Here is a 22428-nt window from a genome sequence, read left to right as displayed (position 1 = left end):
GAAAATTTAAAAATCTGGTATAATTCATAATGAGTGGGGCAGTAGTTCAGTGGTAGAACGCATCCTTCGCACGGATGAGGCCGGGGGTTCAAGTCCCCTCTGCTCCACCATTTTTTAATTTTATCGTGAAACCTTATTTCTTAGCGTGCCAACTTTTTCAATTTTTACAATTACCTCATCGCCTTTTTGAATTGGTAAAATTCCTGGGACTGTTCCTGTTGAAATTACATCACCAGGATTCAATGTAAAGTATTTTGAAATATAGGCGATCGTCTCATCAATTTTAAAGATCATATCTTTTGTGTTCCCTTTTTGCTTTAAAACACCGTTTATGTAGAGTTCAATCTCAAGATTATGGGGATCTTTAATTTCGTCTTTTGTAACAATATAAGGTCCAATTGATAGGGAAGTTTCAAAGTTCTTTGATCTAAACCAAGGTAAGCCTTTTTTCATATCTTTAAATTCGATATCTCTTTCGGTTATGTCGTTTACGATTGTATAACCAAAAACACAATCAAACGCTTCTTTAGGTTTAATGTCCTTACACTCTTTTCCTATGACAACGGCAAGTTCTGGCTCTGGGTCTATGCGGGTTGCCCATTTTGGATACATGATTATATCTCCATCAGTAATGGATAGTGTTGCAAATTTTCCAAAAAGAATTGGTTCTTGAGGAATATCTCCTCCTGTTTCTTTTGCATGTTCCACATAATTTTTACCAAGACAAACAACCATTGCTGATTTATCAATTGGTGGATAGTATTTTTTCACATTGACCTTGAAAAGTTCATAAAATTGATCCTTAAATGTCTTTTTGCCCCAAGTAATCATCTTCTTTATATCCTCAGAGTTTTCAATTGCAGATGACACCGAATCAACATATGGAGCTTCTCTTTCACCAATGTGTTCCATTGCTTCACCAAGTTTTCCAATATCTATCTTGTTTCCGTTTTCCTCTATGCCTACATTTAAGAAGCCATCTTTTTCAAAGACAAATAGTCTCATTTGTTTCCTCCTCTATATTTAGTTGTTTTTTATTATACTCCTTTTTGATGTAGGGTTAAAACTTTTTGGGGTTTATATAAGATTAAGGAAAATCTAATTTGTAATTTTTTAGTGTTAGATCTTTACCTCTAAAAGAAACCGCATTAAACCGTAGAGTCCGCATAAATGCTAATGTGAAACCGTGCATTTTAAGGCGTTTTTAGGGGGTATTTTTAAATTTAATGAACCTTTTACCCTTTTAGCAAAATTTTGTTCGTCTAAAACGATTTAAATGCTATGTTTTTATTGTCTTCAGAACTTACTTTAAAGGGTGTAATAATTTATCCAAATGTTTGCATGGGTTTATCAGTATCTTTCCTCAAAAGTCTTTTATAAACTTTGTTTATGTCCTGAATGAGTTTTTCTTTTTTGTAGCCGAAGATCTCTCCATCCTTATAAACGATTTTTCCATTTATCATAACCATTTTTATGTCTAATTCACTTACCGAGTATAAAAAGTTAGCAAATATGTTTATTGGAGGATTTAGTCTTGGAGAGTATTTATCTAAAAAGACAAGATCAGCTAAATAACCTTCTTTTATTTTTGAAATTGGTTTCTTCAAAAATTTTTCTCCGTTAGAGAAGAGTTTTAAAATATCACCAATCTTTGAAGTGGTTGGATTCAAATCAGCAATTTTTCCAAGAAGGGCAGACAATCTTGCAACTTCTAAGATAGAGTAGTTTGAGTTTGATGCTGCTCCATCTGTTGCAAAGGATACATTAATGCCTTTTTCAACTGCTCTGTTAATGAAGTTGTTCACCCATGCAAATTTAAGGTATGTTTTTGCTGCATGAGAAATATTGCCGTCTCTTCCTTTAATGAGATCAAGATCCGAGTTTGTTGCATAGTATGCGTGCGCTAAAATGGTATTTTCATCCAATAAACCAATGGAATCAATAAACTCAATCGGAGTCATTCCATATTCTTTCAAAGATTTTTCAATTTGAGAAGGCTCTTCTGAAATATGGAGGTGCACCTTTAAACCCGTGTTTTGCTTAATTTTAGAAATATTCTCAAGGAATTCTTTTGGGCATACATATGGGGAATGTGGTCCAAGACTTATGGTAATTAGATCGTCTGTCCCATTATATTTTTCAATAAAATCCATTGCATCTTTAAAATTTTTGTCTTTAGTTTCCCCTATTCCAAACATTGTATATGAGAGATCTCCTCGCATTCCCAACTCTTTGTAAGCGGTGAACGCCTCGTGCATATTGAAGTAGTGATCAAAAACCGTTGTGATACCCGATGATATCATTTCAACTGCACCAAGAAGTGTTCCGAGGTAAACATCGCCTTTTTGAATATTTTGTTCATAAATCCATATGTACTTGTTAAACCAGTCTGAAGATGTTACATCTTCTGCGCTTCCTCTTAATAGCGCCATTGCGGTGTGTGCATGAGTATTTACAAGTCCCGGTATTATATAAAAAGATGAGCCATCTATTGTTTCAGTATCGAATTCGTCAATTTTGCCGATTTTTTCTATTTTATTTTTAGCAATCTTTAGGTCAACATTTTCTTTTAGAGTTAATGTATCAAAATTAATTATGGTAGTGTTTTTTATAATCATCTATTCACCGTAATTCAAGCAGGTTGAGAATGTGTCCCATGGATTTGGGAGGTTATCGCATGTAAGATAGTAGTTTACAATGTTTTTATTTTTCAAGAGCGTTTCTAAATCGTTAATTTCCCTCGAATCTACTCCATATATAAGGGCAACAAGTTTATTAGAGTATATTTTCAAAGAGTCATACACTTCAAATGTTCTAAACTCGTTGGGATTCCCTTCAAAAACAACTGCATAATCACAATAGTTAATAAGAGCAGGATCAAAATTTGTTCCAGGATTAATTATTACTGTCCCTTTATATTTTGATTTTATATAGGTATAAAGCTCTTTATAATAGTTAACAAACTCATCTGTATCTTGCGTTTCGTCAAGGAATATTCCTTTTATTTTCTTGTAATAACTAAACCAATTGTCAATATCGCTTTTTACCTCATTTAGATTCCTTTCCCCATAGCTTGTATATACATATCCAAGAGGTTTTTTACCTTTTAAAAGTAATCTTCTAATGATTGTTGTATAAAAATCCAATTTTCCGTTTCCTGGTCCATCATCAACATTAAGTATTGCAAATGTATCATAACCTCTCTTGTTGAAATTTATTAACTTATTGAATTCACTTCCACTTTCTCCATAATAAGCAGGGACAAGAATTATATTTTTGGGCTTAATTAATATTGAATTTGCGATTGAGAATAGCAATGGAATGATTATAAACAGAGGAATAATATTCTTTTTAATCGTTTTCATTTTTTACCTCCATAGTATTTCTCAGCTTAAGGAATTATACACAAATTCTATCAAATCCAAAGTTTGGCTATTTTTTATCACTTTAAAAAGTTTTAATGCTTTCAAGAAAATTTAATGCTTTCAAGAAAAATTTGCAAGGCTTTTTAATTATTTTTGTCTTTGTATTTTGTGATGTAGTTTGAAAATTCTCAATTTAAGCAATTTTACTGTGTTAGGCATAAATACCCTATCTATAATATTTTGGGGAAAAATATTACGGAATTGATAGATCTGTTTCTATGCAATAAGAAGTTATTCAATTATTTTTTAATCTTGCTAAAAGATCCACATAGCTCCTTTATCCCAAATAGGATTTCCACTTAAATTAAATTTGTGGCAAAAAGTTATATACCTTGTTCTCCAACAATTTTTCATTAAAGATATTACGATTACTTCTCCTATATCATCAGCTACAACTTGATTAGAAGACGGATAAAAAGTAGTTTATATGAAGAAACTAAAATTCCATGGCTTTCTCATAACTCTTTACCTTCTCTTTTAAATTTTTGAACATAAATTAAACTGCTTTTTTTCAGGACTTATCGTCCTTGCCATTTTTTCATTCCATAGTGGTTCGAAAAGATAAGAAAATTTTTGAATATTTAGAGTCCGTTGTTTTGGAAAAGCGGGGTAGTTTCTGGAGAATCTGGAAAAAATGCTCCATTAAATCTATCGTTTATGATTTTGTATGGCACATTATAAGTTTGCTGTATGCATATTAGAGGATTTTAAAACACCCTTTCAACACTCCACAAAAATAAACCCAAAACTTACAAATCCGAGGAACGAAGCGATGAGGATTATCCTCCTTTTAGGGAAGTCGAAGGGAAGCCTTTTATCCCATCTATTGAGGTATTTCGCTCCTCTTGTTACCCAAGGAGATAATTTAAAATTATTGTTCCTTAAGTTCTCTCCTTTTTTCAAAGTTAATTACTTTTCTTTCAAGTTTATTGAAAACGTTTTTAATGTTTTTCCTTTAAACCCTTTTGATATCGAAAAAATTTTTATAATTGAGCAATGAGTTTAAAAGTTTTATTATTGTCTTTTATAACCTATTGACAAAAATTATATATGTGTTAAAATATATTTGGAGGCGATGAATATGAGAAATTGTAGAGAATTTAGCGGACCTTTTGGTTTCCACGGAATGCAGTACGTACCTCAAAAAGAGATTTCGAGAGCTTCTGTGGAAGAGACTGTGAAAAATGTTTTAGCCAACGCAAAGCTAGGTGAAAAATTTGTTGATGGCCGAGGTAATTACCACATTCCAATTGTTGTTAATAGTGTTATTGCTGGAGTTCTCTTTGAGGATGTTGAATTAGATTCTCTTGCACTTGGTGGCTACTGGATAGGAAGAATGGGAGTCAAGGCAGAACTTGTCAAGGATGGTAATATAGTAGGTTTTGTTTCTGTAGCAATCTAGAAGATGTTGTGAAGGATATGGCCGGCTATAAAGAAAGCCGGCCATAAATAGGAAAAAAGGAGATCGATATAATGAAGAAGGATATTATTGCTTTTTGGAAAGAAATTGTTGATTTGAAATCTCTTTTGTTAGAGATAAATAAGAAGATACAATAAAAGTTCCTGTTGGGAGAGCAAAATGAATACAAATATTATTGAAGGAATAATACTTCTTGTCCTTGTTTTGGTCCTCTATGTAGTTTACTTTATCAGGGGGGACAAGAAAAAATTAAAAGATGCTTTGAAGAAAAGCGCAAAAATGTTTATTCAAAATTCCATAAGACTTTTTGCAATCTTTGTGATAATTGCAATTCTTGAAAAATTCTTGTCTCCTAAGGCAGTTTCAGCTTTTCTATTAAAATTCAATGGATTTACAGGAATCATTATTGGTGCTCTTACTGGTGCAGTGATGATGAGTCCTGCTGCAACGAGTTATCCCATAGGGCAGTATTTACTAGCTCATAATGCAAGTTATTCGCTTGTATCAGCATTTCTCTTTACCTGGGTTGGCATAGGGGTTATTGCTCTTCCTCTTGAGTTTAAATTCCTTGGGAAGAAGTTTACACTACTAAGGAACTCATTCACATTTATTGCTGCAATTCTTCTTGCAATGCTTATGGGGGCGCTATTATGAAAACGATTCTAAAGGATTGGGCAATTGAAATAACGATACTTGCAATTGCGATTGTGCTTGCATTCTTTAATCCTTCAAAAGTTGGCTCAGCGTTACTTTCTGCTACGAAAACATACCTGAACCTTTTCGTTGTTATTGTTGCCATTGCTTTGCTTTCTTCTTTTATTGTTGTTACAATTCCAAAGCAAGCAATAGGGAAAATCATTGGGAAACAAAGTGGGGTTAAAGGAATCTTGATTGGTGCATTATTCGGTACCTTAATGATAGGCCCTGCGTATATGTTTTACCCATTCTTTAAGGAATTGAGGGACAAAGGGGCAGGAGCAAATATCATTGCTACGACAATTGGCGCATGGGCAATAAAAATCGCATGGATACCCTTTGCAATAACAGTGCTCGGGTGGAAGTTTACGCTTCTCTTTAATGCACTGATTTTTGTCTTTGCAATTCTTTCAGGGTTTTTTGTAGGGGCATTTTTTAAGGAATAATTTTTGATATTTTATCAAGTAGGTGGACTGATGAATATCTGCACAATTTTAAATATCATAGATAAAGGAAGTGGTTAAGATGTGGGCAACACATTGTTAATTGAATGGAATTCTTTCTTTTTGCATGGGCATGCATAAAAATTCCATAGGAGCTTGTTGAGTTGAAACTCCTTGGTTTAAAATTTATGGTAGTAAAGCTTTCATTAACAATTGTATTTGTGATATTGATGGTGTTGATTTCCGAAAAAATATACGAACAGACTGAACGGCTTGAAGCGTAAAATGCTACATTGACATTTTGTTTATACAAAAAATATGGTATTATAAAGAAGAGGTAAAAATATGAGAGAGAATTTTAAAGGGTGTAAAAGTATCGGCTTTAAATCGTCAAATGTACTTCTTGTTTCTATATTGTTTTCTTTGTTAAATAAGCCAAGTCATGGATATTCATTGCTCGACGAGATAAAAGATATAGGAATAGAAACTGAAGATGTTCCATATGGGATTCTTTACAGGACATTGAGATTGATGGAAATGGAAGGCCTTGTCAAATCCGAATGGCAGGTTGAAGAAACAGGGCCTTCAAGGAGGATTTATAAAATTACTGAAGAAGGTAAAGAATACCTAAGGGATTGGGCTAAAACTTCGAAGAAAAGGGTAAATACAATTTTGAACCTTATTGAAAGAATTGAAAAAATTTTGGGAGATTCTTCAAAATAAGTTCATAAGTTTGATTCTTTAGAAATCATTAAGGGGGACGATAAATCCCCCTTTTTATTATTTTTTTTCGTCTCCAATCTCTTTTATCATAGATTTTAAATCGGCGATTTGCCTTCTTAGGTCAGCAACTTCTTCCTTGAGCATCCTTAGATCGTTGTTTTCGCCTTCTTCGTGATGGTGTTCACCGCACTCTTTTTCCATTTCTTCGTATTTAACTTTACTATGAAGATATTCTTCAAGCACGTCTTTTACTTTACCATAAGCGCCAGTAAATACTTCAATGCCGTAGTTTTGGAAAAATTCTTGTGCTTTTGGTCCCATTCCACCTGTGACTATTACATCAATACCTTGCTCCTTCATATACGAAGGAAGATCTCCAGCATTGTGTTCTTCTGCCATAGGGTTTGGAATGGACTCTACATTTTTCACAACATTACCATCAATGTCGACGATTACATAATAAGGGCAATGCCCAAAATGATAACTTACAACGCTTTCGAGGCCGTTTGCCTCATCTGCAGTAAAACAAATTCTCATATTTCACCTCCAATTATTTTAATCCAAATGAATCAACAAATATCCTATCTTTGGAAAAACCTCTAATTAAAAGAACATTTATTACTTCTTTTATTGTTTTACTTGGACCAGCTACGTACGCATCCATATTTACTAAGTCAAAGTCTTCAAAATAAGAGTTTGCGAGAGCATTATAAACAGTTCCCTGGTGGAAGACAACTCCAACAGGTGGGGTAAAATTAGAAGAAGCGACTCTTGCAGTAAGGATGCAATGCAAATTTGGATCAATATTCAACCATCTTTTTATTGATTCAAGTAAACAAAAGTCATCTGTATCTGTTACTTCCCAATAAAGGATAATGTTCTTTGAAGGATTAATCTCAAGCACTTGCTCTATGATCGATTTAATTGGGGCAAAACCAGCTCCCCTTGCAATAAATAAAAGGGATTTATCCTCTGTAGACTGGAATCGGAAAGCCCTAAAAGGTCCTTTTAGATTTAATACATCTCCTTCCTTCATTTCATTAAATGCCCATCCTGTGAAACGCCCACCATCTACCAATCTCATGTAAAGTTGAACTTCATGATTATCTTTATCAGGAATATTACATACCGAGTATGATCTGCATAACCAATTTTTATCTGGGCTACATACATTAACATATTGACCTGGAATAAAATCATTTAATTTATCATTATCTGTTGCTGGCTTTAAGTAAACTATCAAGTTTTTAGGTCCAGCTTGTATTTTCTTGTCAACAATAAATTTGTATTTATTTAAGTGCTCTTCAAGCGGCTTTGCAAGTTCTTCTTTTCTTCCGATAAGGTCGTCTTCTATTGCATGATGCACAGTTGCTTGTGAAAGAAGGCTTTCTACTGTTTCAAGCGAAGGGAATGATATGGCATTAGCAGGGCAAATATTGGCACACGTAGTGCAACCGACAAGGCAGTTTAATGGATCATAAACAACAGATTTATTTTTTTCAAAATCAAACCTGCACAAGGCGACTACATCCTGTGACACATGTTCCGCATCCAATACAAACGTCTCATCTACGGTTGGGTCCAGTGTATTTTATCTCTTGGCAATCCATGCCATGGCTTTAAATATTGTTGGTCAGGCATACTATACCTCCTCTATTGTATTCTTGAATGCTCATCCTTTATTTTTCTCAATAACAACAACTTCATTTTCTTTTAAAAGTTTGTCCAATTCATCAATTACGTTAGCAATGTCCTCGTATTCCCTTGATACAATCCTGAATTTCATTAGGGAAGGTACTTTTTCTTTGAAGTTAAATTTTAAAAGAGGGGTTTCAATTGTAACATTCACGACGTCAAAATTAAGTTTTTGTGATAATTCCTCAATTTTTTGTGGAATATTTTTTTCCATTACATCTCCAGCAACTGTGTAATCTGCAAAATGAGTTGCTTGCGAAATGAGTTTGGCAGCATTTTCTCGAGCTTTTTCAAACGCCAATTTCGCTTCCTTTTTTACCTTTTCTGTGTTAACTGCCTTTAAAATTGCGTATTCTTTTTGTAGTTTTTGAATCATATCTTTATCAGGGAAAGAAATTGCACCAACGGGACACACAGTTGCGCAGGTGGAGCATCCTACAAGACAGTTGAATGGGTTTACAACTTTTGCCTTTTTGTCAATTATTTCATAAACATTCCTTCCGCAGGTAACAAAACAAAGCCCACAGCCTATGCACTTTTTTTCATCAACAGTTGGATACCAAGGAATTAACTCTCTTGGCACACCGTGCCAATCCTTACCCAAATTAGCCATTTGATTCCTCCACTATTTGATTTAAGATTTTACTAATTGCTTCGAATTTTATTTTTGCATAACTCTTCCATTCTTTTAAATATATTTTGTCCTTATTTGTTATAAAATATACTCTTTTTGAAGGGCCAGATTTTTCAAACTCCCATTTGGATTTCACAAGGCCCTTTAATTCCATATCTTTTAGCAACCTATAAACAACTGGATGTTGAACATCCTTTGGATTTATCCCAAAATCTTTTAGGTTATCTGGAATTGAATATCCATAGGAGGGGCTTTTCATTAAACTAAGTAAAAGCGCTGCGCTCAAGATACTTTCGATTTTAAAGCCAATTTTGCTATATTTTTTCATATTTATGTTATAACACATATATATTTTTTGTCAATAAGATATTTTATATAGGCTTTAAAAATTAGGCAGTCAATTATTTAAATTTGGAGAAAATATGTCTAAGATTAATATCCCTGTTTTCAAGTTTGTAAACTTATGCAAATTCTAGGGCAGGCACAAATAGGAAAAGGTTAGGGGATTCCTCCCCTAACCTACTGTTTTTTTTGTCTTTTTCAAGTAACTCTATAAATTCTGCGTAAGAAATCAAAGGGACATTTAAATCTATTTTCTTATAGCCTCTTGATTCGAAATCATCTTTTATTGCAAATATTTCAATATTTGTTTTCTTAAATTCCTGGAGTTTGTCTGTGATTGCCCAGAAAACACCATTTTGTATCAGGACAATTTTGTCACCTGGAGCCGCCAGCCCGAACTTAATTTTTGCTGCATTGGAGTTTATACCGAATTTTATAAGTATTACCATCTCGCACCTCACATAAATATTACAAAGTCACTTGAATGAACAAGCTCTTTTACCTGTTTCATAGGTATAATCTCAGCTTTATAGTTTTCATCAATATCTTTTATATTAAAGCTTTCTAAATCCTCTTTTACAGCGTAAACTTTGGTTTCATATTTGCTAATATATCCTTGAACTATTTTAATTGGAAATAAACCTAATTTCTGCGGTTCGGTTCCTTTTCCAATTGTTATTGAAGCTTCTTCCATGAGCAGTACATTCGGCTCAAGGTCTTCTCCATACATACCAAATGCTGTTCTGAATAATTCGTTTACCCATATTGATCCGCACGGTGCTTGATAAACAATAAAAAGTAGTTTTTTCATATTGCACTCTCCTAAGCAGTTAGGTTAATAAAAATATCTGAAGTAAAAATAAGTTGTGCAAGTTCTGGAAGTCCGCTTGGATTAGCCCCTTCTATAATCATATCTGCCGTAAGGCCTCTAATCCATACATATTCCGCATATATCTACTCTTAGACCTTGTTTGATAAGCTCCTTGAGTTTTTCTGGAATTATCCTGTCGGATCTAACTGGTTTGACTTTTGTATTTACTGCCAACACGGCATCCGAAAATGAAAATATTCTAACTTCATGTCCTTTTTAAAGGCCGGCTTCTGCAATATTTTTATTGCCGTATCCAAGTCTTCATAAGTATATGGAGGAGACATTACCCGTATTGTTATTTTCATTTTTACCCCCTTTGATAAAGTATCCAAGACATAAACCAGTTGCCAAGGATGAAAAATAATCCTGCAACTAGAGAACTTAATGCAAGTTGTGGAATGCCCGTTAAGAAATGACCTATATTACAACCACCTGCAAATACTGCTCCAAATCCCATAAGCATGCCGCCAATTAAAACTTGCAAGTACGTTATACCTTTCTTTGGTATTCTAAATTTGAATTCCTTATTGGCAAATGCATTAATAAATGCTCCGATAACAATTCCAAGGACTTCTGCACCTTCCCAGTTTAGAGGTATTTTAGTAGTAAAACTTTGGAAAATATTTACCCAACCACCAGTTATTCCAAGTCCATATGGTCTTCCCGAGATTGTGCTGGACCAGAATCCAAACATTGCGACTGGGATCACGAGAATGCCAATCCATGGCCACGTTAATGGAGATTCGGGCCTTTTTGTTGTTTTTGTGCCAAAGACATAGATTAAGAGTATTGCAGCAAAAATGAGGCCAATTACTCATGGGTTCATAGTAATAATGTTGCAAGGGTTGGCCCAATATTTCCGTTTTTATCGGCAAGATATAAAGAACTATTTGATGCAACTTTTACATCGAATTTCGATATTGCGTTCAGTAGTGGACTAAAAGCACCCTTCTGTGTTGCATAACCTGTAATTTTTCTCTCTAAACAGGTACATGCAAAGACAAATATTTTACCAGCTTATAATGAAAAACCCAACGGAGACAAAGATGTACAATGATATGATGATGCAACCATCGTTTAAAATAGGGATAAATAAAATATCCGAGGACAAAGAACTTCGCATAGTACACTTATATACAAATGTTCAGAACTCCATTATCGTTATAGACTCAAAAGTTGGGATTCCTTTATACGATTACGATGTGAAGGTTAAAAAATATGAGTCACAGGTAGTTTCTCTTACAGACGAAGAAAAAAACAAGGCAAAAGAGATTGTATTGGACGATCCTTTTATTAAGAGGTTAAACATAAAATCAATCACGGCAGAAAACCCCACCGTGTATATGCCGAGTTTTGAGAAGGATCTTCTCTATAGAGTGGGGGAAGTAAAAGTTACTCTTCCTGATGAAAAGATCATCACCGTATTCGTGGATCTAACAAGAAACAGAATACTCGATATTATCGATACGGAAAATGTGTTAGGCGAGTTAATTACAAAAGATTCCGAAATACACAACTTCTTATATATGTTTGATGGAGAGTAATGAAGCTCCAATTATGAGTTAAGTTAAAATTAAGATTATACGGAGCCTTGCCCTCGGTTTTTTGGTTTAAGGTACCCCCTCAATACTCCCAAAATAATAATTTTGCCTTGGGGGTAAGTTAGAAAGGGGGTATCCCCCTTTCTAATATTGGAGATTCCTCGTGGCTTTGCCACTTCAGAATGACAACCATTTTGAGGGGGCAACAACCCCCCTCAATACTCCCCCAAAACTGAGGAGATTCCTCTCCTTCGGCTTCGGAATGACAAATGAAAATTCCCTTCGGAATGACAAATGAAAAAGAAAAGCCATTCTTTTTGTTTTTAGGGGGAAGTTGGAAGGGGGATGTGTCCCCTTCCAATTATTGTCATTTCGAAGGAGCGAAAGCGACTGAGAAATCTCCTCTTTTTGGGGTAGTTCGAAGGGGACTTTTACCCCTTCGATTAATAAGAAATCTCCTCCTTTTGGGAAAGTTCGAAGAGAGGTTTTTACTCCCTCTATTGAGGTATTTTGCTCCTACGATTACCCAATGAGATATTTTAAAACTATTTTTCCTTGGGTTCTCCCCTTTTTTCAAACTTCCAATATCTCTTTTTACTATATTTTATCAAACTCTTCCGTCAAGAGGTTTTTGAAAAATTTTCCAAAAATTCTTATAATTTTTTTCTTCTCATATATTAGACTGTCAAACTCACAAAAAAGTTCCAATAGGGTAGCAGACATTATTCTATCTTTGCAAAGAAAAGTTATAATCTTTTCCAACTGTTATGAAATCTATTATCCATAGTGCCTCGTATGTAACACGTAAATCCGAGCCAGAGTCACTTCGTTGCGGTACATAATAGAATCCATATTCTGCCTGTGATGCCATAACAAATTTAATTACTTCGTCAGTATTCAATGTTGTTAGGTTTCCAGATATATTACCGATAAGCCAAAGACCCAGATACGTAGAATGGACATCTGGAATATTGAGTTGAGGAGACATCTTGAAACCATTCCCAGTATTTAATATGGACAAAGCGTTTTCAATAATAAATGAATTTTCATTTCCCTCATGAAGATCATAAAATCTTATAACTGAGTTTAAAATATAAAATTCAAAAAGCGTTTGCACATTAAATGCTTGCTCATCTTTTATAGTATAGGCAAGCCGACTTGTAATTTCCCGTATTTCATTCAATAGTCCAAAGCTATCCGAAGGCCAAATTTGAAGTATATCAAAAGTATGTATGAAATATGAAAAAGCCTCTGCACTAACGAGAATGTCACTTTTTTCAGATGAAGGAGGTAACTCCTTTATAAGCGTCTTCTCTAAATTAATAACTTGTGTCCTTAACTTTGTTGGTATATGTTTTTCCAGTAAATTATACGTTGCTACTGCATAATATAGTTTTTTAAGTTTTTCAGAAATGTCTGAGATTTTCACAGTCCGTATTCCGTTTGAATTTTTACTTGTTGTTATTGATTTTGCTAAATCTCCAATTGTGCCTTCCAGGTATTTTTCTAATTTTTTTATAGGGTACTTTTTAATATCGCCATTTTCTTTTGCAAGCAACACCGCATAGTATGTAGCCTGTACAGACGGCTCGAATGTAATAAATTTTATCCACCCATTTTTAACACGGTGGGCTTTTAAATTCTCTGTTAATTTATCAATATTCGGATAGTAAGAAATATTTGATGCTTTAAATAATTTTATCGCCTCATAAGTAACCATTGGCTCTATGAAATTCCAATCGTTTTTACCAAAGCCAAATCCTCCACTTGTATTTTGATTGGGCAAGACTTTTTGTTCTAAATAAGTACTAATTCTAATTGCCACATCTTTCGAATTTATCTCAAGTGAGTCCAACGCCTCGGTAAGATTATTGACTAATGAAATGTACTGCACTCCATAGGGAAGAGTATCAATCTCAAGAATTTTGCTTGACAACCATTCGTACGAAACTGAGGGCATCAGGCCAACATCTATGTATGATAATTCAAATATAGCAGATATTAAATAACCTGACCTTAAGTCATTCAATGCAACATTAGTAGAGGCATGGTCTCTTATATATATTTGTAAAGTTTTCGCTAAGGTTTTAAAATTAAATATTTCGCTTGCCATCTCAGGCTTTATGTTCAATAAACGCAATATTGATATTACAAAATATGTCTGTGAAATTCCAGTTTCGACACTTTCTTTTCCTGCTGTATTGCTAAAAATGAACAATCCATTATTTTGCTCATAGTTCTTTAAAAATTGAAGCAGGTTTTGAAAATTGGGAGGAGAGAAGTTAAGTTTTTGTAATGTAGATATTGCCCAGTAAGTCTGCTCTATAGGCTGAGCCAATGTACTCTTATCGTAAAATACCCCTTTCTTGTCTTGTAAACTTTGGATCCATTTAATAACACTCTTCGAGTCTTCAATGGGAGATGAAAGATTGTCTAATATACCAACCGCGGCATAAGTAGAGTAAAGATTTGGAGAGAACACATCGTTACCCAATTCTTCAAAGGCAGACTCATCCCCATTCTCGATATAAGACAAACGCAAATATTGACTCAGGTTTACTCTCCACCAATTAGGAATTTGCTTGGGTATATTTTGAGGGAAATATTCGGTAAAGAAAACCTGGCGTTTAAAACTTGTAGAATAGCAGCCGTTTGTAAATAATATGACTATTACAAGCAAGAATACAATTTCTCTACTTCCTTTCCACATGCTACACCTCATCTTTGTTTTTATTTATTCTCTTTTATAACCACATAGATTTATAGGCTGTAGGAGTTATGCTTGTATGAACACTCTCAAATCTGAAATCACCTGTAGTAGTTTCTTCAATACTTGTAAGTGCTTGAGAACCTGTTAAACCTCCAAAAGTATGGTTGGAATACCAGGTATTGTAACTCATATAACTCCATGAAGCAGTATTACTAACGATACTCCAACCACCTCCCGAAGTGCTTATTGAAACACTTCCTATGCCGTTCCATTTAAAAATATCAGAGTGTGTCAAAGTATTAGCATTATACTGAGGGGAAGTTCCTGTCCAGGTAACATTAGATGAAGCCTGTACAACTGTAACACTTGTGGTAAAACCTTGTGGGAGATTAAAGTCTAAATTAGAAGAAAAATAAGCATTACACTCGCCATTTCCAAATGGTATTGATTTGAAAGCCGAGAAGTTGTACGAATAACCATTTGTAACAATAGTATTGGTCGATCTCACAAAAGAATTTAATACTTCTATGGCTGCTTTCTTGTCTTGTACCATACCTCCAAAAGTATAAATAATATCTTTATCTCCAAGGACGGTTGCTCTCGGTACGACCTTCATAGTTGATATAAGTTTTGAACTTACCACGTCATCTCCTGCAAACGCACTTGGAACAATACAAAGAGAAATAGTCATAAATATAATCAATACCACAGTAAACACTTCAGTATATAAATTCTTTTTCATATATAAACCTCCTTGATTAAATTTTACTTTAATTTTTTCTCTTCCCAAACTTTGTTTTTTTATTATGTTCCTTTTCGTCTCTTTTTGTTAATTTTTTCCACCTCCCAAATCCCGGAGCCTTGCCCTCGGTTTTTTGGTTTAAGGTACCCCCTCAATACCACCAAATAATAATTTTGCCTTAGGGGGTAAGTTAGAAAGGGGGATGCCCCCTTTATAATATTGGAGATTCCTCGTGGCTTTGCCACTTCGGAATAACAACCATTTTGAGGGGGCAACAACCCCCCTCAATACTCCCCCAAAACTGAGGAGATTCCTCGCCTTCGGCTTCGGAATGACACAACCAGTCATTTCGACGAACGTAGTGAGGAGAAATCTCCATATTTTGAGGTGGCAACAACCCCCCTCAATACTCCCCCAAAACTGAGGAGATTCCTAGCCTTCGGCTTCGGAATGACAGAAATTGCTTTCGGAATGACAAGGAAAAATTGGCTTCGGAATGACAAATGAAAAAGAAAAGCCATTCTTTTTGTTTTTAGGGGAAAGTTGGAAGGGGATATGCCCTCTTCCAATTATTGTCATTTCGAAGGAGCGAAAGCGACTGAGAAATCTCCTCTTTTTGGGGTAGTTCGAAGGGGGACTTTTACCCCTTCGATTAATAAGAAATCTCCTCCTTTTGGGAAAGTTCGAAGAGAGGTTTTTACTCCCTCTATTGAGGTATTTTGCTCCTACGATTACTCAAGGAGATATTTTAAAACTATTTTTCCTTGGGTTCTCCCCTTTTTTCAAACTTCCAATATCTCTTTTTACTATATTTTATCAAACTCTTCCGTCAAGAGGTTTTAAAAATTTTCCAAAAATTCTTATAATTTTTTTCTTCTCATATATTAGACTGTCAAACTCACAAAAAAGTTCCATAAAAAATTTCGAGGAATTTTTAAAACTTTTTTCTCTTACCCAAATTGAGCTATTTTTTATCACTTTAAAAAGTTTTAATGCTTTCAAGAAAAATTTACGAGGCTTTTTCATTATTTTTGTCTTTGTATTTTGTGATGTTAATGTGATTTAAAAATTCCAATTTTTTAAGCAATTTACTGTGTTAGGCATAAATACCCTATCTATAATATTTTGGGGAAAAATATTACGGAATTGATAGACCTCTCTAATATTCTCAAACCTGTATTCTTTGTAAGCAGTATTTATATCAATCCTATGGTTTAAGCAAGAAAAATATGATTAAAATTTGGAGAATTGGTAAGATTAGCAAAACAAAAAGTGGGGCTTTAAGCCCCACAATTATATAATTGCTTGTAATTTAAAAATTAGTATTTATACCAGAGAATTCCTTCAACACTTGTGCCTTTTGCATTTATCCTTACATCAGCTTTAGTATAATCGGTACTTACATCGTAAACCCAACCGCCTACATCGGTAATTTCAGTATCACTTACAACTCCATCGCCATTGCCAGTGGCTACTGCGTAGCTCTTTACAACTGTTCCATCAGCCTTGGTTGCTTCAACTGTAGGTACATTTCCGTCTGCAAAAAGTGATGCATCAAGTGATGCTGGGAATTTTCCACTGTTCTTTGCATAATAAATGGCAAGTGCGGATCTTACTGTTCCAAGCTGTGCCTTTGCCTGTGCAGTTCTTGCTTCCTCAACCATGCCTTGGTATTTTGGTATTGCATACAATGCAAGAATACCAAGAATTGCAATAACGATTGCTAATTCAACTAATGTAAATCCTCTTCTCTTCATTTTATCGCCTCCTTAGAGAATTTTAGTATCATTTTAAAAAAAATCAAGTAGTTTTTAAAAAAATTTTCAATTGTTTTTATACGTTGCTTTAAGTTGGTAAATATGCTATAATTTTAAATGAAAGTTAGGTATTCCTAATTTTAAGGAGATGCATTTATGTATGAAACCTTAGACAGAGTAAAGGCAAATAGGATTGTAAAGGTTGTTGATTTTGTGGTCCCAAAACACCACATTCATATTCCTCAATACATTGTTCGTCTTCAAGAGATGGGTGTGCTTAAAGGGGAGATAATAGAGGTTCGTAGGAATACTGGCATTGGACCTATTGAAATAAATGTTAAGGGAACAAAGCTTGCAATTGGAAGAGGAATTGCCTCTAGAATCATTGTGGAGGAAGTAAATGAACAATGGAAGCACAAATTCTCATAGAAAACAGTTGACAATTGCTCTTGCAGGTAATGCAAATGTAGGAAAATCAGTTATATTTAACCAACTTACAGGTGGAAACCAGATTATCGGAAACTGGCCGGGCAAAACTGTTGAAATTCAGGAAGGTTATATAGAGAAAAATGGTTTAAAAATTCGAGTTGTTGATCTTCCGGGTATTTATTCGCTTTCCACATACTCAGAAGAAGAGATTGTTACAAGAGAATTCATAATAAAGGAGCGACCTGATGTTGTAATCGTTGTAGTTGATGCCTCGGCCTTGTATAGAAATCTCTTTTTTCTTTTGCAAATTCTTGAAATAGGGGCAAAAACAGTTGTTGCGTTAAATCAATATGATCTACTTGAAAGAGATGGTTTTGAAATTGATTTACAAAAACTTGAATCGCTTTTAAATGTACCTGTTGTAAAAACAATTGCAACAAAAAATATCGGTCTTAAAGAGCTTTTTGAAAGAACTCTCCTTATGGCTTCAAGAACATATGTCCCTAAATTCCTCAAATATGGTAAAGAAATTGAAGAGCGGATAAACAAGCTTGTCGAAGCACTTTCTCCATATGATTTTGATGTTTCAAAGAGATTTCTTGCTATAAAACTTTTAGAGCATGATGAAGAATTTGAAAAACTTGTGCCAAAGGATATTCTTCACTTGAGAGATAAGTTAGCAAAGGAGCTTGAAGAAATTCATGGTGAGCCTATAAGGACAATCATAATTCAAGAGCGATATGCACTTGCTTCTCGAATTACCGCAGAAGTTTTAAGGAAGAAGACCAAAAGATCAATCGATTTTTCAAATAGAATTGACGATATCTTACTTCACCCAGTTTTTGGATTTTTCTTCCTAACCCTTATATTGCTTTTCATGTTTTTTGTTGTTTTTAAATTTGGAAGTTTTCTTTCAGACTACATTGGCGGGCTTTTCGATAGTTTAAAGCCTCACTTTATGTCATTAAAGTTGGACGAATCTTTAAAAACTTTCATCTGGGATGGCCTTATTGATGGGCTTGTTGCAGCTTTTGGAATTGTTTTACCATATATTGCACCATTTTATTTGTTACTTTCATTTCTTGAAGATTCGGGCTATCTTGCACGTATTGCATTTTTAACCGATGCCTTTATGCATAAAATTGGTATTCATGGAAAGGCATTTATTCCACTTATTGAAAGCTTTGGATGTAATGTTCCTGCCATAATGGGCACAAGAGTTTTGGAACGAAGAAGAGATAGAATTATTGCCTCAATTCTTGCAACACTTGTTCCGTGTTCAGCACGCTCTGTTATTGTCTTTGGTCTTGTTGCGGCATTCTTAGGTCCAATTTATGCAATACTTATCTATGCGCTTGACTTTGTATTCATTTTCTTTGTTGGGCTTCTTCTTAATCGCTATCTAAAGGGAACACCTACGGGGCTTATTATGGAAATGCCTCGTTATCGAAAACCTGTTTTAAGAATTATTCTTAAACAAACTTGGATAAGGCTTAAGGAATTCTTCACATTTGCAACACCTATTATTGTTATTTCTAATGCGATTATGGAGGGACTGATACTTTTAAAGCTTCTTCCTTATCTTGAGCTTTCAGTAAAGCCGTTTGCATATATTCTGGGACTTCCTCCTCTTGCAACTCTTACGCTTGTTTTTGGTGCCTTAAGAAAGGAGCTCACCCTTATAATGCTTGCTACATTCTATAAAACTTCAAATTTTGCCTTAATCTTAACTCCTAAGCAAATTTTTGTATATGGATTTGTTACAATGATTTACATCCCCTGTGTTGCAACAATTGCGATGCTTAAAAGGGAGTTTGGAACAAGGGTTGCAATACTTATAACCCTTTTTGAATTCGTTCTTTCAATGATTTTAGGTGGAATTTTGAATTTACTTTTGAGGTTCATATGACACAATATACGAAAGGTATGGAAGATTATCTTGAAGCAATATATGTAATTCAGGAGAGTAAAGGTTATGCGCGAATTAAGGATATCGCAGAATTGCTCAGCGTTAAGCTTCCTTCAGTTTCAGAAATTATTAAAAAACTGCAAGAAAAAAATCTTATTGAACACACACCGTATGGTGGGATTAAGCTAACTGAAATTGGTAAAAGTATTGGGAAAAATGTTTGGGAGAAACATAAAACTCTCTATAGGTTTCTTAAAGACTACTTAAAAGTTGATGATGATACTGCTTTTAGAGAGGCATGTCTTATTGAGCACTCGGTATCTCAAAAAACGATTTTAAAACTTCAAGAATTCCTTAAAAACCTTGATAAAAAATAAAATGCCCTGCATAATGCAGGGCATTAGAATAAGGTGTTTCTACTTAAATTATTCCGTATGCAAGCATTGCCTTTGCTACCTTAATGAATCCTGCAATATTTGCACCAACAAGGTAATCTCCAGGATAGCCATATTGAGCTGCTGCTTCAAGAGAAGTCTTGTGGATATTCCTCATAATTTCCCTTAATTTGTTATCAACTTCTTCTCTTGACCACTGGAGTCTTATGCTATTTTGAGTCATTTCAAGGCCAGATACAGCAACCCCACCTGCATTTGCCGCTTTTGCAGGGCCATATAGAACTTTATTTTCTCTAAAGATATTTATTGCTTCGAGGTTTGAAGGCATATTTGCACCCTCTGCTACTGCAATGACTCCATTCTTCACAAGGGCATTTGCATGGCTTGCGTCAATTTCGTTCTGCGTTGCGCATGGAAGTGCAATATCAACTTTAAGGCCTTCATCTCTTATTACATCCCAAACGGATTTTCCTTCAAAGTATTTTGCATGTGGGTACTGGTTCACATACTCTTTGATTCTTCCACGCTTAACATTCTTAAGGTCCATAACAAATGCAAGTTTCTTTGCATCAATACCCTCTTCATCAACAACTGTTCCGTTTGAATCAGATAGTGTGATTACCTTCGCACCAAGTTGGATTGCCTTTTCTGTAGCATACTGTGCAACGTTTCCAGAACCACTTATTGCAACAACCTTATTTGCAAAGTCAGTATTTCTGGTTGCAAGCATTTCCGAAGTGAAATAAACAAGTCCATAACCAGTGGCTTCGGGTCTAATTAGAGATCCTCCATATTCCAAGCCTTTTCCAGTAAGGACTCCTGTATGCTCATTTACGATTTTTTTATAGTATCCATACATAAATCCGATTTCACGAGCACCTACACCAATATCGCCTGCTGGAACATCTGTATCAGGTCCAATGTGCCTAAAGAGTTCACTCATAAATGCATAGGTAAATCTCATTACTTCTCTATCACTTTTCCCTTTTGGATCAAAGTCTGATCCACCTTTTCCACCACCCATTGGAAGTGTTGTAAGTGCATTCTTAAAGATCTGTTCAAAGCCGAGGAATTTAATTATTCCAAGGTTTACAGATGGATGGAATCTTAGCCCACCCTTGTAGGGTCCTATAGCATTGTTGAATTGAACTCTAAAGCCCCTATTTACATGGACTTCGCCTGTATCATCTTCCCAAGTAACTCTAAACATAATTACCCTGTCTGGTTCGACGATTCTTTCGTAGATTTTTGCCTTTACGAATTCAGGGTGCTTTTCTTCTGTTGGTTTAAGAGTCGTTAATACTTCTGTAACAGCCTGTATAAACTCTGGCTGGTCCTTGTCTAAGGTTTTTACCTTAGCAATTACATCATCAATTTGAGACATACCTTACCTCCTTCTCATTTATGCCTTTTTCCGGTTTATCCGGCCAAGTTTAATTATACCATAAAATTATATTTTAAACAAATTTTATTTGTATAAGAATTCACTATAAAAACTCCCAAGGGTTCTATAAAAAACCAGTGCACCTATTAAAGATGGAATGTAATAAGAAAACATTCTAAAAAGAAAAGTTTGAAGTGGCGCAAAGTTTTTTGCAATTGGAAGGAAGAGTAGAAGATAACTTCCTTCAACAATGCCCATACCGCCTGGCGTTATCCCTATGGTTGCAATGAAATTCGAGGCAATTTGAGTTAAAAAAGCTTCATAAAAATTGAAATTCACTCCTATTGCCTTGAGGCTTGTAAGTCCAATCATTTCATAGAGAAGTTGACTAACGAAACTTATCAAAATGAGTTTCGTTAAGTTTAGCGGATTTTTTAATATGAATCTCAAACCGTCTGAAAATGCATCTACCTCAAGAATAATTTGTGTCTCGTTAACTTTAAGATTCAGTTTCTTTATCATTAATTTTATAAAGTTTTTTGTTTTCTCTGGGTTTACCATAAAAAATAGCGCAAGGCTTGAAAGTGCAAATGCAAGTGCAATAATGCTTAATAAGAAATTTCCCCTAATACCTTTTATAAAGTGATGCGGAAGTATAAAAAAAATAACTGCAAAAATGAGAGACACGATAACCGTAAGAATTGTATATGAAATTGAAACAAGTGTTGAGGAATTAAAATCACTTTTTATTTTCTTTAATAGATACATTTGTGTTGCTATACCTCCAGAATAATAGGGTGTGATATTAGATGCAAAAACTGATGAAAGCACGATTTTTAAGGAATCAGCGTAGGATATGTTGCTATTAAGTGACCGCACAAGTTCTTTAAACTTGAACGCATTTAATAAGATAACAACATCCATATTTATAAACAGGATTAAAAACCAAATAGGCTTCAAACTCTTTAAAAGCTCTTTAAGAGAGATACTTTTAAATATAAGATAAACGAGAACTATGAATGTTAAAATAGAAAGAAGGAGCACCTTCCTTAAAGTTTTTTCTACACTTCTTGTGCCCCTTCCTTCCATCTTACTTTTCTATCTCATCTGATACATAGAATTGCTCAATATTTCCGTTTGCTTTGGCAATAATTTCTTCTTTTCTCTTTTTGTATTCTTTTGTTTTCTTTGCAATTTCAGGATAATCTCTTTCAAACACTGGCCGAGAAATTTCTTCCCATTTCTTTGAAAGCTCATCAAGGTGTTTTCCAACATCTTTATACATATTTTCTAAGGTGCCATCTGTGGAACG

The 22428-nt window shown here is 34.5% G+C and carries 24 protein-coding genes, 1 tRNA gene and 1 pseudogene; 9 read left to right on the top strand and 17 right to left on the bottom strand.

Annotated features, from left to right (window positions below):
- The first annotated feature begins 35 nt into the window (after positions 1-35).
- A tRNA-Ala gene (locus ACMV0E_RS06185) sits at positions 36-110 on the top strand.
- 10 nt (positions 111-120) lie between these two features.
- Here ACMV0E_RS06185 and ACMV0E_RS06180 read toward each other — a convergent pair.
- The 3 genes from ACMV0E_RS06180 to ACMV0E_RS06170 form a co-directional block, all read right to left on the bottom strand.
- On the bottom strand, positions 121-1005 hold the full coding sequence (locus tag ACMV0E_RS06180) for a fumarylacetoacetate hydrolase family protein (protein WP_416085511.1): 885 nt from the start codon (positions 1003-1005) through the stop codon (positions 121-123).
- A 320-nt stretch (positions 1006-1325) separates the two neighbouring features.
- Positions 1326-2618, bottom strand: coding sequence for an amidohydrolase (locus ACMV0E_RS06175; protein WP_416085510.1), 1293 nt, complete (start codon positions 2616-2618; stop codon positions 1326-1328).
- Entirely contained in the window at positions 2619-3365 is a 747-nt protein-coding gene (locus ACMV0E_RS06170) for a spherulation-specific family 4 protein (protein WP_416085509.1), read from the bottom strand.
- A gap of 1141 nt (positions 3366-4506) precedes the next feature.
- Between ACMV0E_RS06170 and ACMV0E_RS06165 the strand changes: the two genes are divergently transcribed.
- From ACMV0E_RS06165 to ACMV0E_RS06150, 4 genes are all read left to right on the top strand, one after another.
- Positions 4507-4827, top strand: coding sequence for a hypothetical protein (locus ACMV0E_RS06165; protein WP_416085508.1), 321 nt, complete (start codon positions 4507-4509; stop codon positions 4825-4827).
- A 177-nt stretch (positions 4828-5004) separates the two neighbouring features.
- Complete coding sequence (locus ACMV0E_RS06160; RefSeq protein WP_416085507.1) at positions 5005-5499, top strand: hypothetical protein; 495 nt, start codon at positions 5005-5007, stop codon at positions 5497-5499.
- Positions 5496-5987 (top strand): hypothetical protein, encoded by a 492-nt coding sequence (locus ACMV0E_RS06155; protein ID WP_416085506.1) that lies wholly within the window; start codon positions 5496-5498, stop codon positions 5985-5987. Before ACMV0E_RS06160 ends, ACMV0E_RS06155 begins: the two co-directional genes overlap by 4 nt.
- 342 nt (positions 5988-6329) lie before the next feature.
- Entirely contained in the window at positions 6330-6707 is a 378-nt protein-coding gene (locus ACMV0E_RS06150; protein WP_416085505.1) for a PadR family transcriptional regulator, read from the top strand.
- A 57-nt stretch (positions 6708-6764) separates the two neighbouring features.
- Here the strand turns inward: ACMV0E_RS06150 and ACMV0E_RS06145 are convergent, their stop codons facing one another.
- From ACMV0E_RS06145 to ACMV0E_RS06110, 8 genes are all read right to left on the bottom strand, one after another.
- Positions 6765-7244, bottom strand: a complete 480-nt coding sequence (locus ACMV0E_RS06145; RefSeq protein WP_416085504.1) for a NifB/NifX family molybdenum-iron cluster-binding protein — start codon at positions 7242-7244, stop codon at positions 6765-6767.
- Positions 7245-7257: 13 nt separating this feature from the next.
- The gene (locus tag ACMV0E_RS06140; RefSeq protein WP_416085503.1) at positions 7258-8247 is read right to left on the bottom strand and encodes an FAD-binding oxidoreductase; all 990 of its coding nucleotides are present in this window, start codon (positions 8245-8247) and stop codon (positions 7258-7260) included.
- A gap of 132 nt (positions 8248-8379) precedes the next feature.
- Positions 8380-9015 (bottom strand): 4Fe-4S dicluster-binding protein, encoded by a 636-nt coding sequence (locus tag ACMV0E_RS06135; protein ID WP_416085502.1) that lies wholly within the window; start codon positions 9013-9015, stop codon positions 8380-8382.
- Positions 9008-9364: a PadR family transcriptional regulator gene (locus ACMV0E_RS06130; RefSeq protein WP_416085501.1), complete on the bottom strand. Its 357-nt coding sequence runs from the start codon at positions 9362-9364 to the stop codon at positions 9008-9010. The genes ACMV0E_RS06135 and ACMV0E_RS06130 overlap by 8 nt, the downstream gene beginning before the upstream one ends.
- Before the next feature lie 133 nt (positions 9365-9497).
- Entirely contained in the window at positions 9498-9827 is a 330-nt protein-coding gene (tusB, locus tag ACMV0E_RS06125; protein WP_416085500.1) for a sulfurtransferase complex subunit TusB, read from the bottom strand.
- Between the two features lie 8 nt (positions 9828-9835).
- The gene (locus tag ACMV0E_RS06120; RefSeq protein WP_416085499.1) at positions 9836-10189 is read right to left on the bottom strand and encodes an intracellular sulfur oxidation protein; all 354 of its coding nucleotides are present in this window, start codon (positions 10187-10189) and stop codon (positions 9836-9838) included.
- A gap of 117 nt (positions 10190-10306) precedes the next feature.
- Positions 10307-10426 carry a hypothetical protein gene (locus tag ACMV0E_RS06115; protein ID WP_416085498.1) on the bottom strand — a complete coding sequence of 40 codons (120 nt, stop codon included), beginning with the start codon at positions 10424-10426 and terminating at the stop codon, positions 10307-10309.
- A gap of 130 nt (positions 10427-10556) precedes the next feature.
- Positions 10557-11030 (bottom strand): YeeE/YedE family protein, encoded by a 474-nt coding sequence (locus ACMV0E_RS06110; RefSeq protein ID WP_416085549.1) that lies wholly within the window; start codon positions 11028-11030, stop codon positions 10557-10559.
- Positions 11031-11241: 211 nt separating this feature from the next.
- Here ACMV0E_RS06110 and ACMV0E_RS06105 point away from each other — a divergent pair, with 211 nt between their 5' ends.
- Positions 11242-11793, top strand: coding sequence for a hypothetical protein (locus ACMV0E_RS06105; protein WP_416085497.1), 552 nt, complete (start codon positions 11242-11244; stop codon positions 11791-11793).
- 724 nt (positions 11794-12517) lie between these two features.
- Here ACMV0E_RS06105 and ACMV0E_RS06100 read toward each other — a convergent pair.
- The 3 genes from ACMV0E_RS06100 to ACMV0E_RS06090 form a co-directional block, all read right to left on the bottom strand.
- On the bottom strand, positions 12518-14500 hold the full coding sequence (locus tag ACMV0E_RS06100) for a prenyltransferase/squalene oxidase repeat-containing protein (protein WP_416085496.1): 1983 nt from the start codon (positions 14498-14500) through the stop codon (positions 12518-12520).
- Between the two features lie 34 nt (positions 14501-14534).
- A complete protein-coding gene (locus ACMV0E_RS06095) occupies positions 14535-15242 on the bottom strand; it encodes a hypothetical protein (protein ID WP_416085495.1) in 708 nt (235 codons plus the stop codon).
- A 1319-nt stretch (positions 15243-16561) separates the two neighbouring features.
- Complete coding sequence (locus tag ACMV0E_RS06090) at positions 16562-16999, bottom strand: type II secretion system protein (protein WP_416085494.1); 438 nt, start codon at positions 16997-16999, stop codon at positions 16562-16564.
- 156 nt (positions 17000-17155) lie between these two features.
- Here ACMV0E_RS06090 and ACMV0E_RS06085 point away from each other — a divergent pair, with 156 nt between their 5' ends.
- The 3 genes from ACMV0E_RS06085 to ACMV0E_RS06075 are packed head-to-tail and all read left to right on the top strand — an operon-like array spanning position 17156 to position 19714.
- A complete protein-coding gene (locus tag ACMV0E_RS06085; protein WP_416085493.1) occupies positions 17156-17428 on the top strand; it encodes a FeoA family protein in 273 nt (90 codons plus the stop codon).
- Entirely contained in the window at positions 17400-19337 is a 1938-nt protein-coding gene (gene feoB / locus ACMV0E_RS06080) for a ferrous iron transport protein B (protein ID WP_416085492.1), read from the top strand. The genes ACMV0E_RS06085 and feoB overlap by 29 nt, the downstream gene beginning before the upstream one ends.
- Positions 19334-19714, top strand: coding sequence for a metal-dependent transcriptional regulator (locus ACMV0E_RS06075; protein WP_416085491.1), 381 nt, complete (start codon positions 19334-19336; stop codon positions 19712-19714). The genes feoB and ACMV0E_RS06075 overlap by 4 nt, the downstream gene beginning before the upstream one ends.
- A gap of 43 nt (positions 19715-19757) precedes the next feature.
- Here the strand turns inward: ACMV0E_RS06075 and gdhA are convergent, their stop codons facing one another.
- From gdhA to ACMV0E_RS06060, 3 genes and pseudogenes are all read right to left on the bottom strand, one after another.
- Positions 19758-21116, bottom strand: a complete 1359-nt coding sequence (gene gdhA / locus ACMV0E_RS06070) for an NADP-specific glutamate dehydrogenase (RefSeq protein WP_416085490.1) — start codon at positions 21114-21116, stop codon at positions 19758-19760.
- A gap of 84 nt (positions 21117-21200) precedes the next feature.
- Complete coding sequence (locus tag ACMV0E_RS06065) at positions 21201-22205, bottom strand: lysylphosphatidylglycerol synthase transmembrane domain-containing protein (protein WP_416085489.1); 1005 nt, start codon at positions 22203-22205, stop codon at positions 21201-21203.
- A 1-nt stretch (position 22206) separates the two neighbouring features.
- Positions 22207-22428, bottom strand: a pseudogene (locus tag ACMV0E_RS06060) (radical SAM protein); the annotation flags it as partial.

Source organism: Caldisericum insulae (assembly GCF_047785965.1).
Classification (GTDB): Bacteria; Caldisericota; Caldisericia; order Caldisericales; family Caldisericaceae; genus Caldisericum; species Caldisericum exile_A.
Note: the sequence above shows the minus strand (reverse complement) of the source record. Positions and strands in the feature narration are given on the sequence as shown.

Excerpts from the sequence above, each read along its gene's own strand:
- ACMV0E_RS06180 (WP_416085511.1), bottom strand. The coding sequence starts at position 1,005 with ATGAGACTATTTGTCTTTGAAAAAGATGGCTTCTTAAATGTAGGCATA.
- ACMV0E_RS06175 (WP_416085510.1), bottom strand. The coding sequence starts at position 2,618 with ATGATTATAAAAAACACTACCATAATTAATTTTGATACATTAACTCTA.
- ACMV0E_RS06170 (WP_416085509.1), bottom strand. The coding sequence starts at position 3,365 with ATGAAAACGATTAAAAAGAATATTATTCCTCTGTTTATAATCATTCCA.
- ACMV0E_RS06165 (WP_416085508.1), top strand. The coding sequence starts at position 4,507 with ATGAGAAATTGTAGAGAATTTAGCGGACCTTTTGGTTTCCACGGAATG.
- ACMV0E_RS06160 (WP_416085507.1), top strand. The coding sequence starts at position 5,005 with ATGAATACAAATATTATTGAAGGAATAATACTTCTTGTCCTTGTTTTG.
- ACMV0E_RS06155 (WP_416085506.1), top strand. The coding sequence starts at position 5,496 with ATGAAAACGATTCTAAAGGATTGGGCAATTGAAATAACGATACTTGCA.
- ACMV0E_RS06150 (WP_416085505.1), top strand. The coding sequence starts at position 6,330 with ATGAGAGAGAATTTTAAAGGGTGTAAAAGTATCGGCTTTAAATCGTCA.
- ACMV0E_RS06145 (WP_416085504.1), bottom strand. The coding sequence starts at position 7,244 with ATGAGAATTTGTTTTACTGCAGATGAGGCAAACGGCCTCGAAAGCGTT.
- ACMV0E_RS06135 (WP_416085502.1), bottom strand. The coding sequence starts at position 9,015 with ATGGCTAATTTGGGTAAGGATTGGCACGGTGTGCCAAGAGAGTTAATT.
- ACMV0E_RS06130 (WP_416085501.1), bottom strand. The coding sequence starts at position 9,364 with ATGAAAAAATATAGCAAAATTGGCTTTAAAATCGAAAGTATCTTGAGC.
- tusB (WP_416085500.1), bottom strand. The coding sequence starts at position 9,827 with ATGGTAATACTTATAAAATTCGGTATAAACTCCAATGCAGCAAAAATT.
- ACMV0E_RS06120 (WP_416085499.1), bottom strand. The coding sequence starts at position 10,189 with ATGAAAAAACTACTTTTTATTGTTTATCAAGCACCGTGCGGATCAATA.
- ACMV0E_RS06105 (WP_416085497.1), top strand. The coding sequence starts at position 11,242 with ATGCAAAGACAAATATTTTACCAGCTTATAATGAAAAACCCAACGGAG.
- ACMV0E_RS06100 (WP_416085496.1), bottom strand. The coding sequence starts at position 14,500 with ATGTGGAAAGGAAGTAGAGAAATTGTATTCTTGCTTGTAATAGTCATA.
- ACMV0E_RS06095 (WP_416085495.1), bottom strand. The coding sequence starts at position 15,242 with ATGAAAAAGAATTTATATACTGAAGTGTTTACTGTGGTATTGATTATA.
- ACMV0E_RS06090 (WP_416085494.1), bottom strand. The coding sequence starts at position 16,999 with ATGAAGAGAAGAGGATTTACATTAGTTGAATTAGCAATCGTTATTGCA.
- ACMV0E_RS06085 (WP_416085493.1), top strand. The coding sequence starts at position 17,156 with ATGTATGAAACCTTAGACAGAGTAAAGGCAAATAGGATTGTAAAGGTT.
- feoB (WP_416085492.1), top strand. The coding sequence starts at position 17,400 with ATGAACAATGGAAGCACAAATTCTCATAGAAAACAGTTGACAATTGCT.
- ACMV0E_RS06075 (WP_416085491.1), top strand. The coding sequence starts at position 19,334 with ATGACACAATATACGAAAGGTATGGAAGATTATCTTGAAGCAATATAT.
- gdhA (WP_416085490.1), bottom strand. The coding sequence starts at position 21,116 with ATGTCTCAAATTGATGATGTAATTGCTAAGGTAAAAACCTTAGACAAG.
- ACMV0E_RS06065 (WP_416085489.1), bottom strand. The coding sequence starts at position 22,205 with ATGGAAGGAAGGGGCACAAGAAGTGTAGAAAAAACTTTAAGGAAGGTG.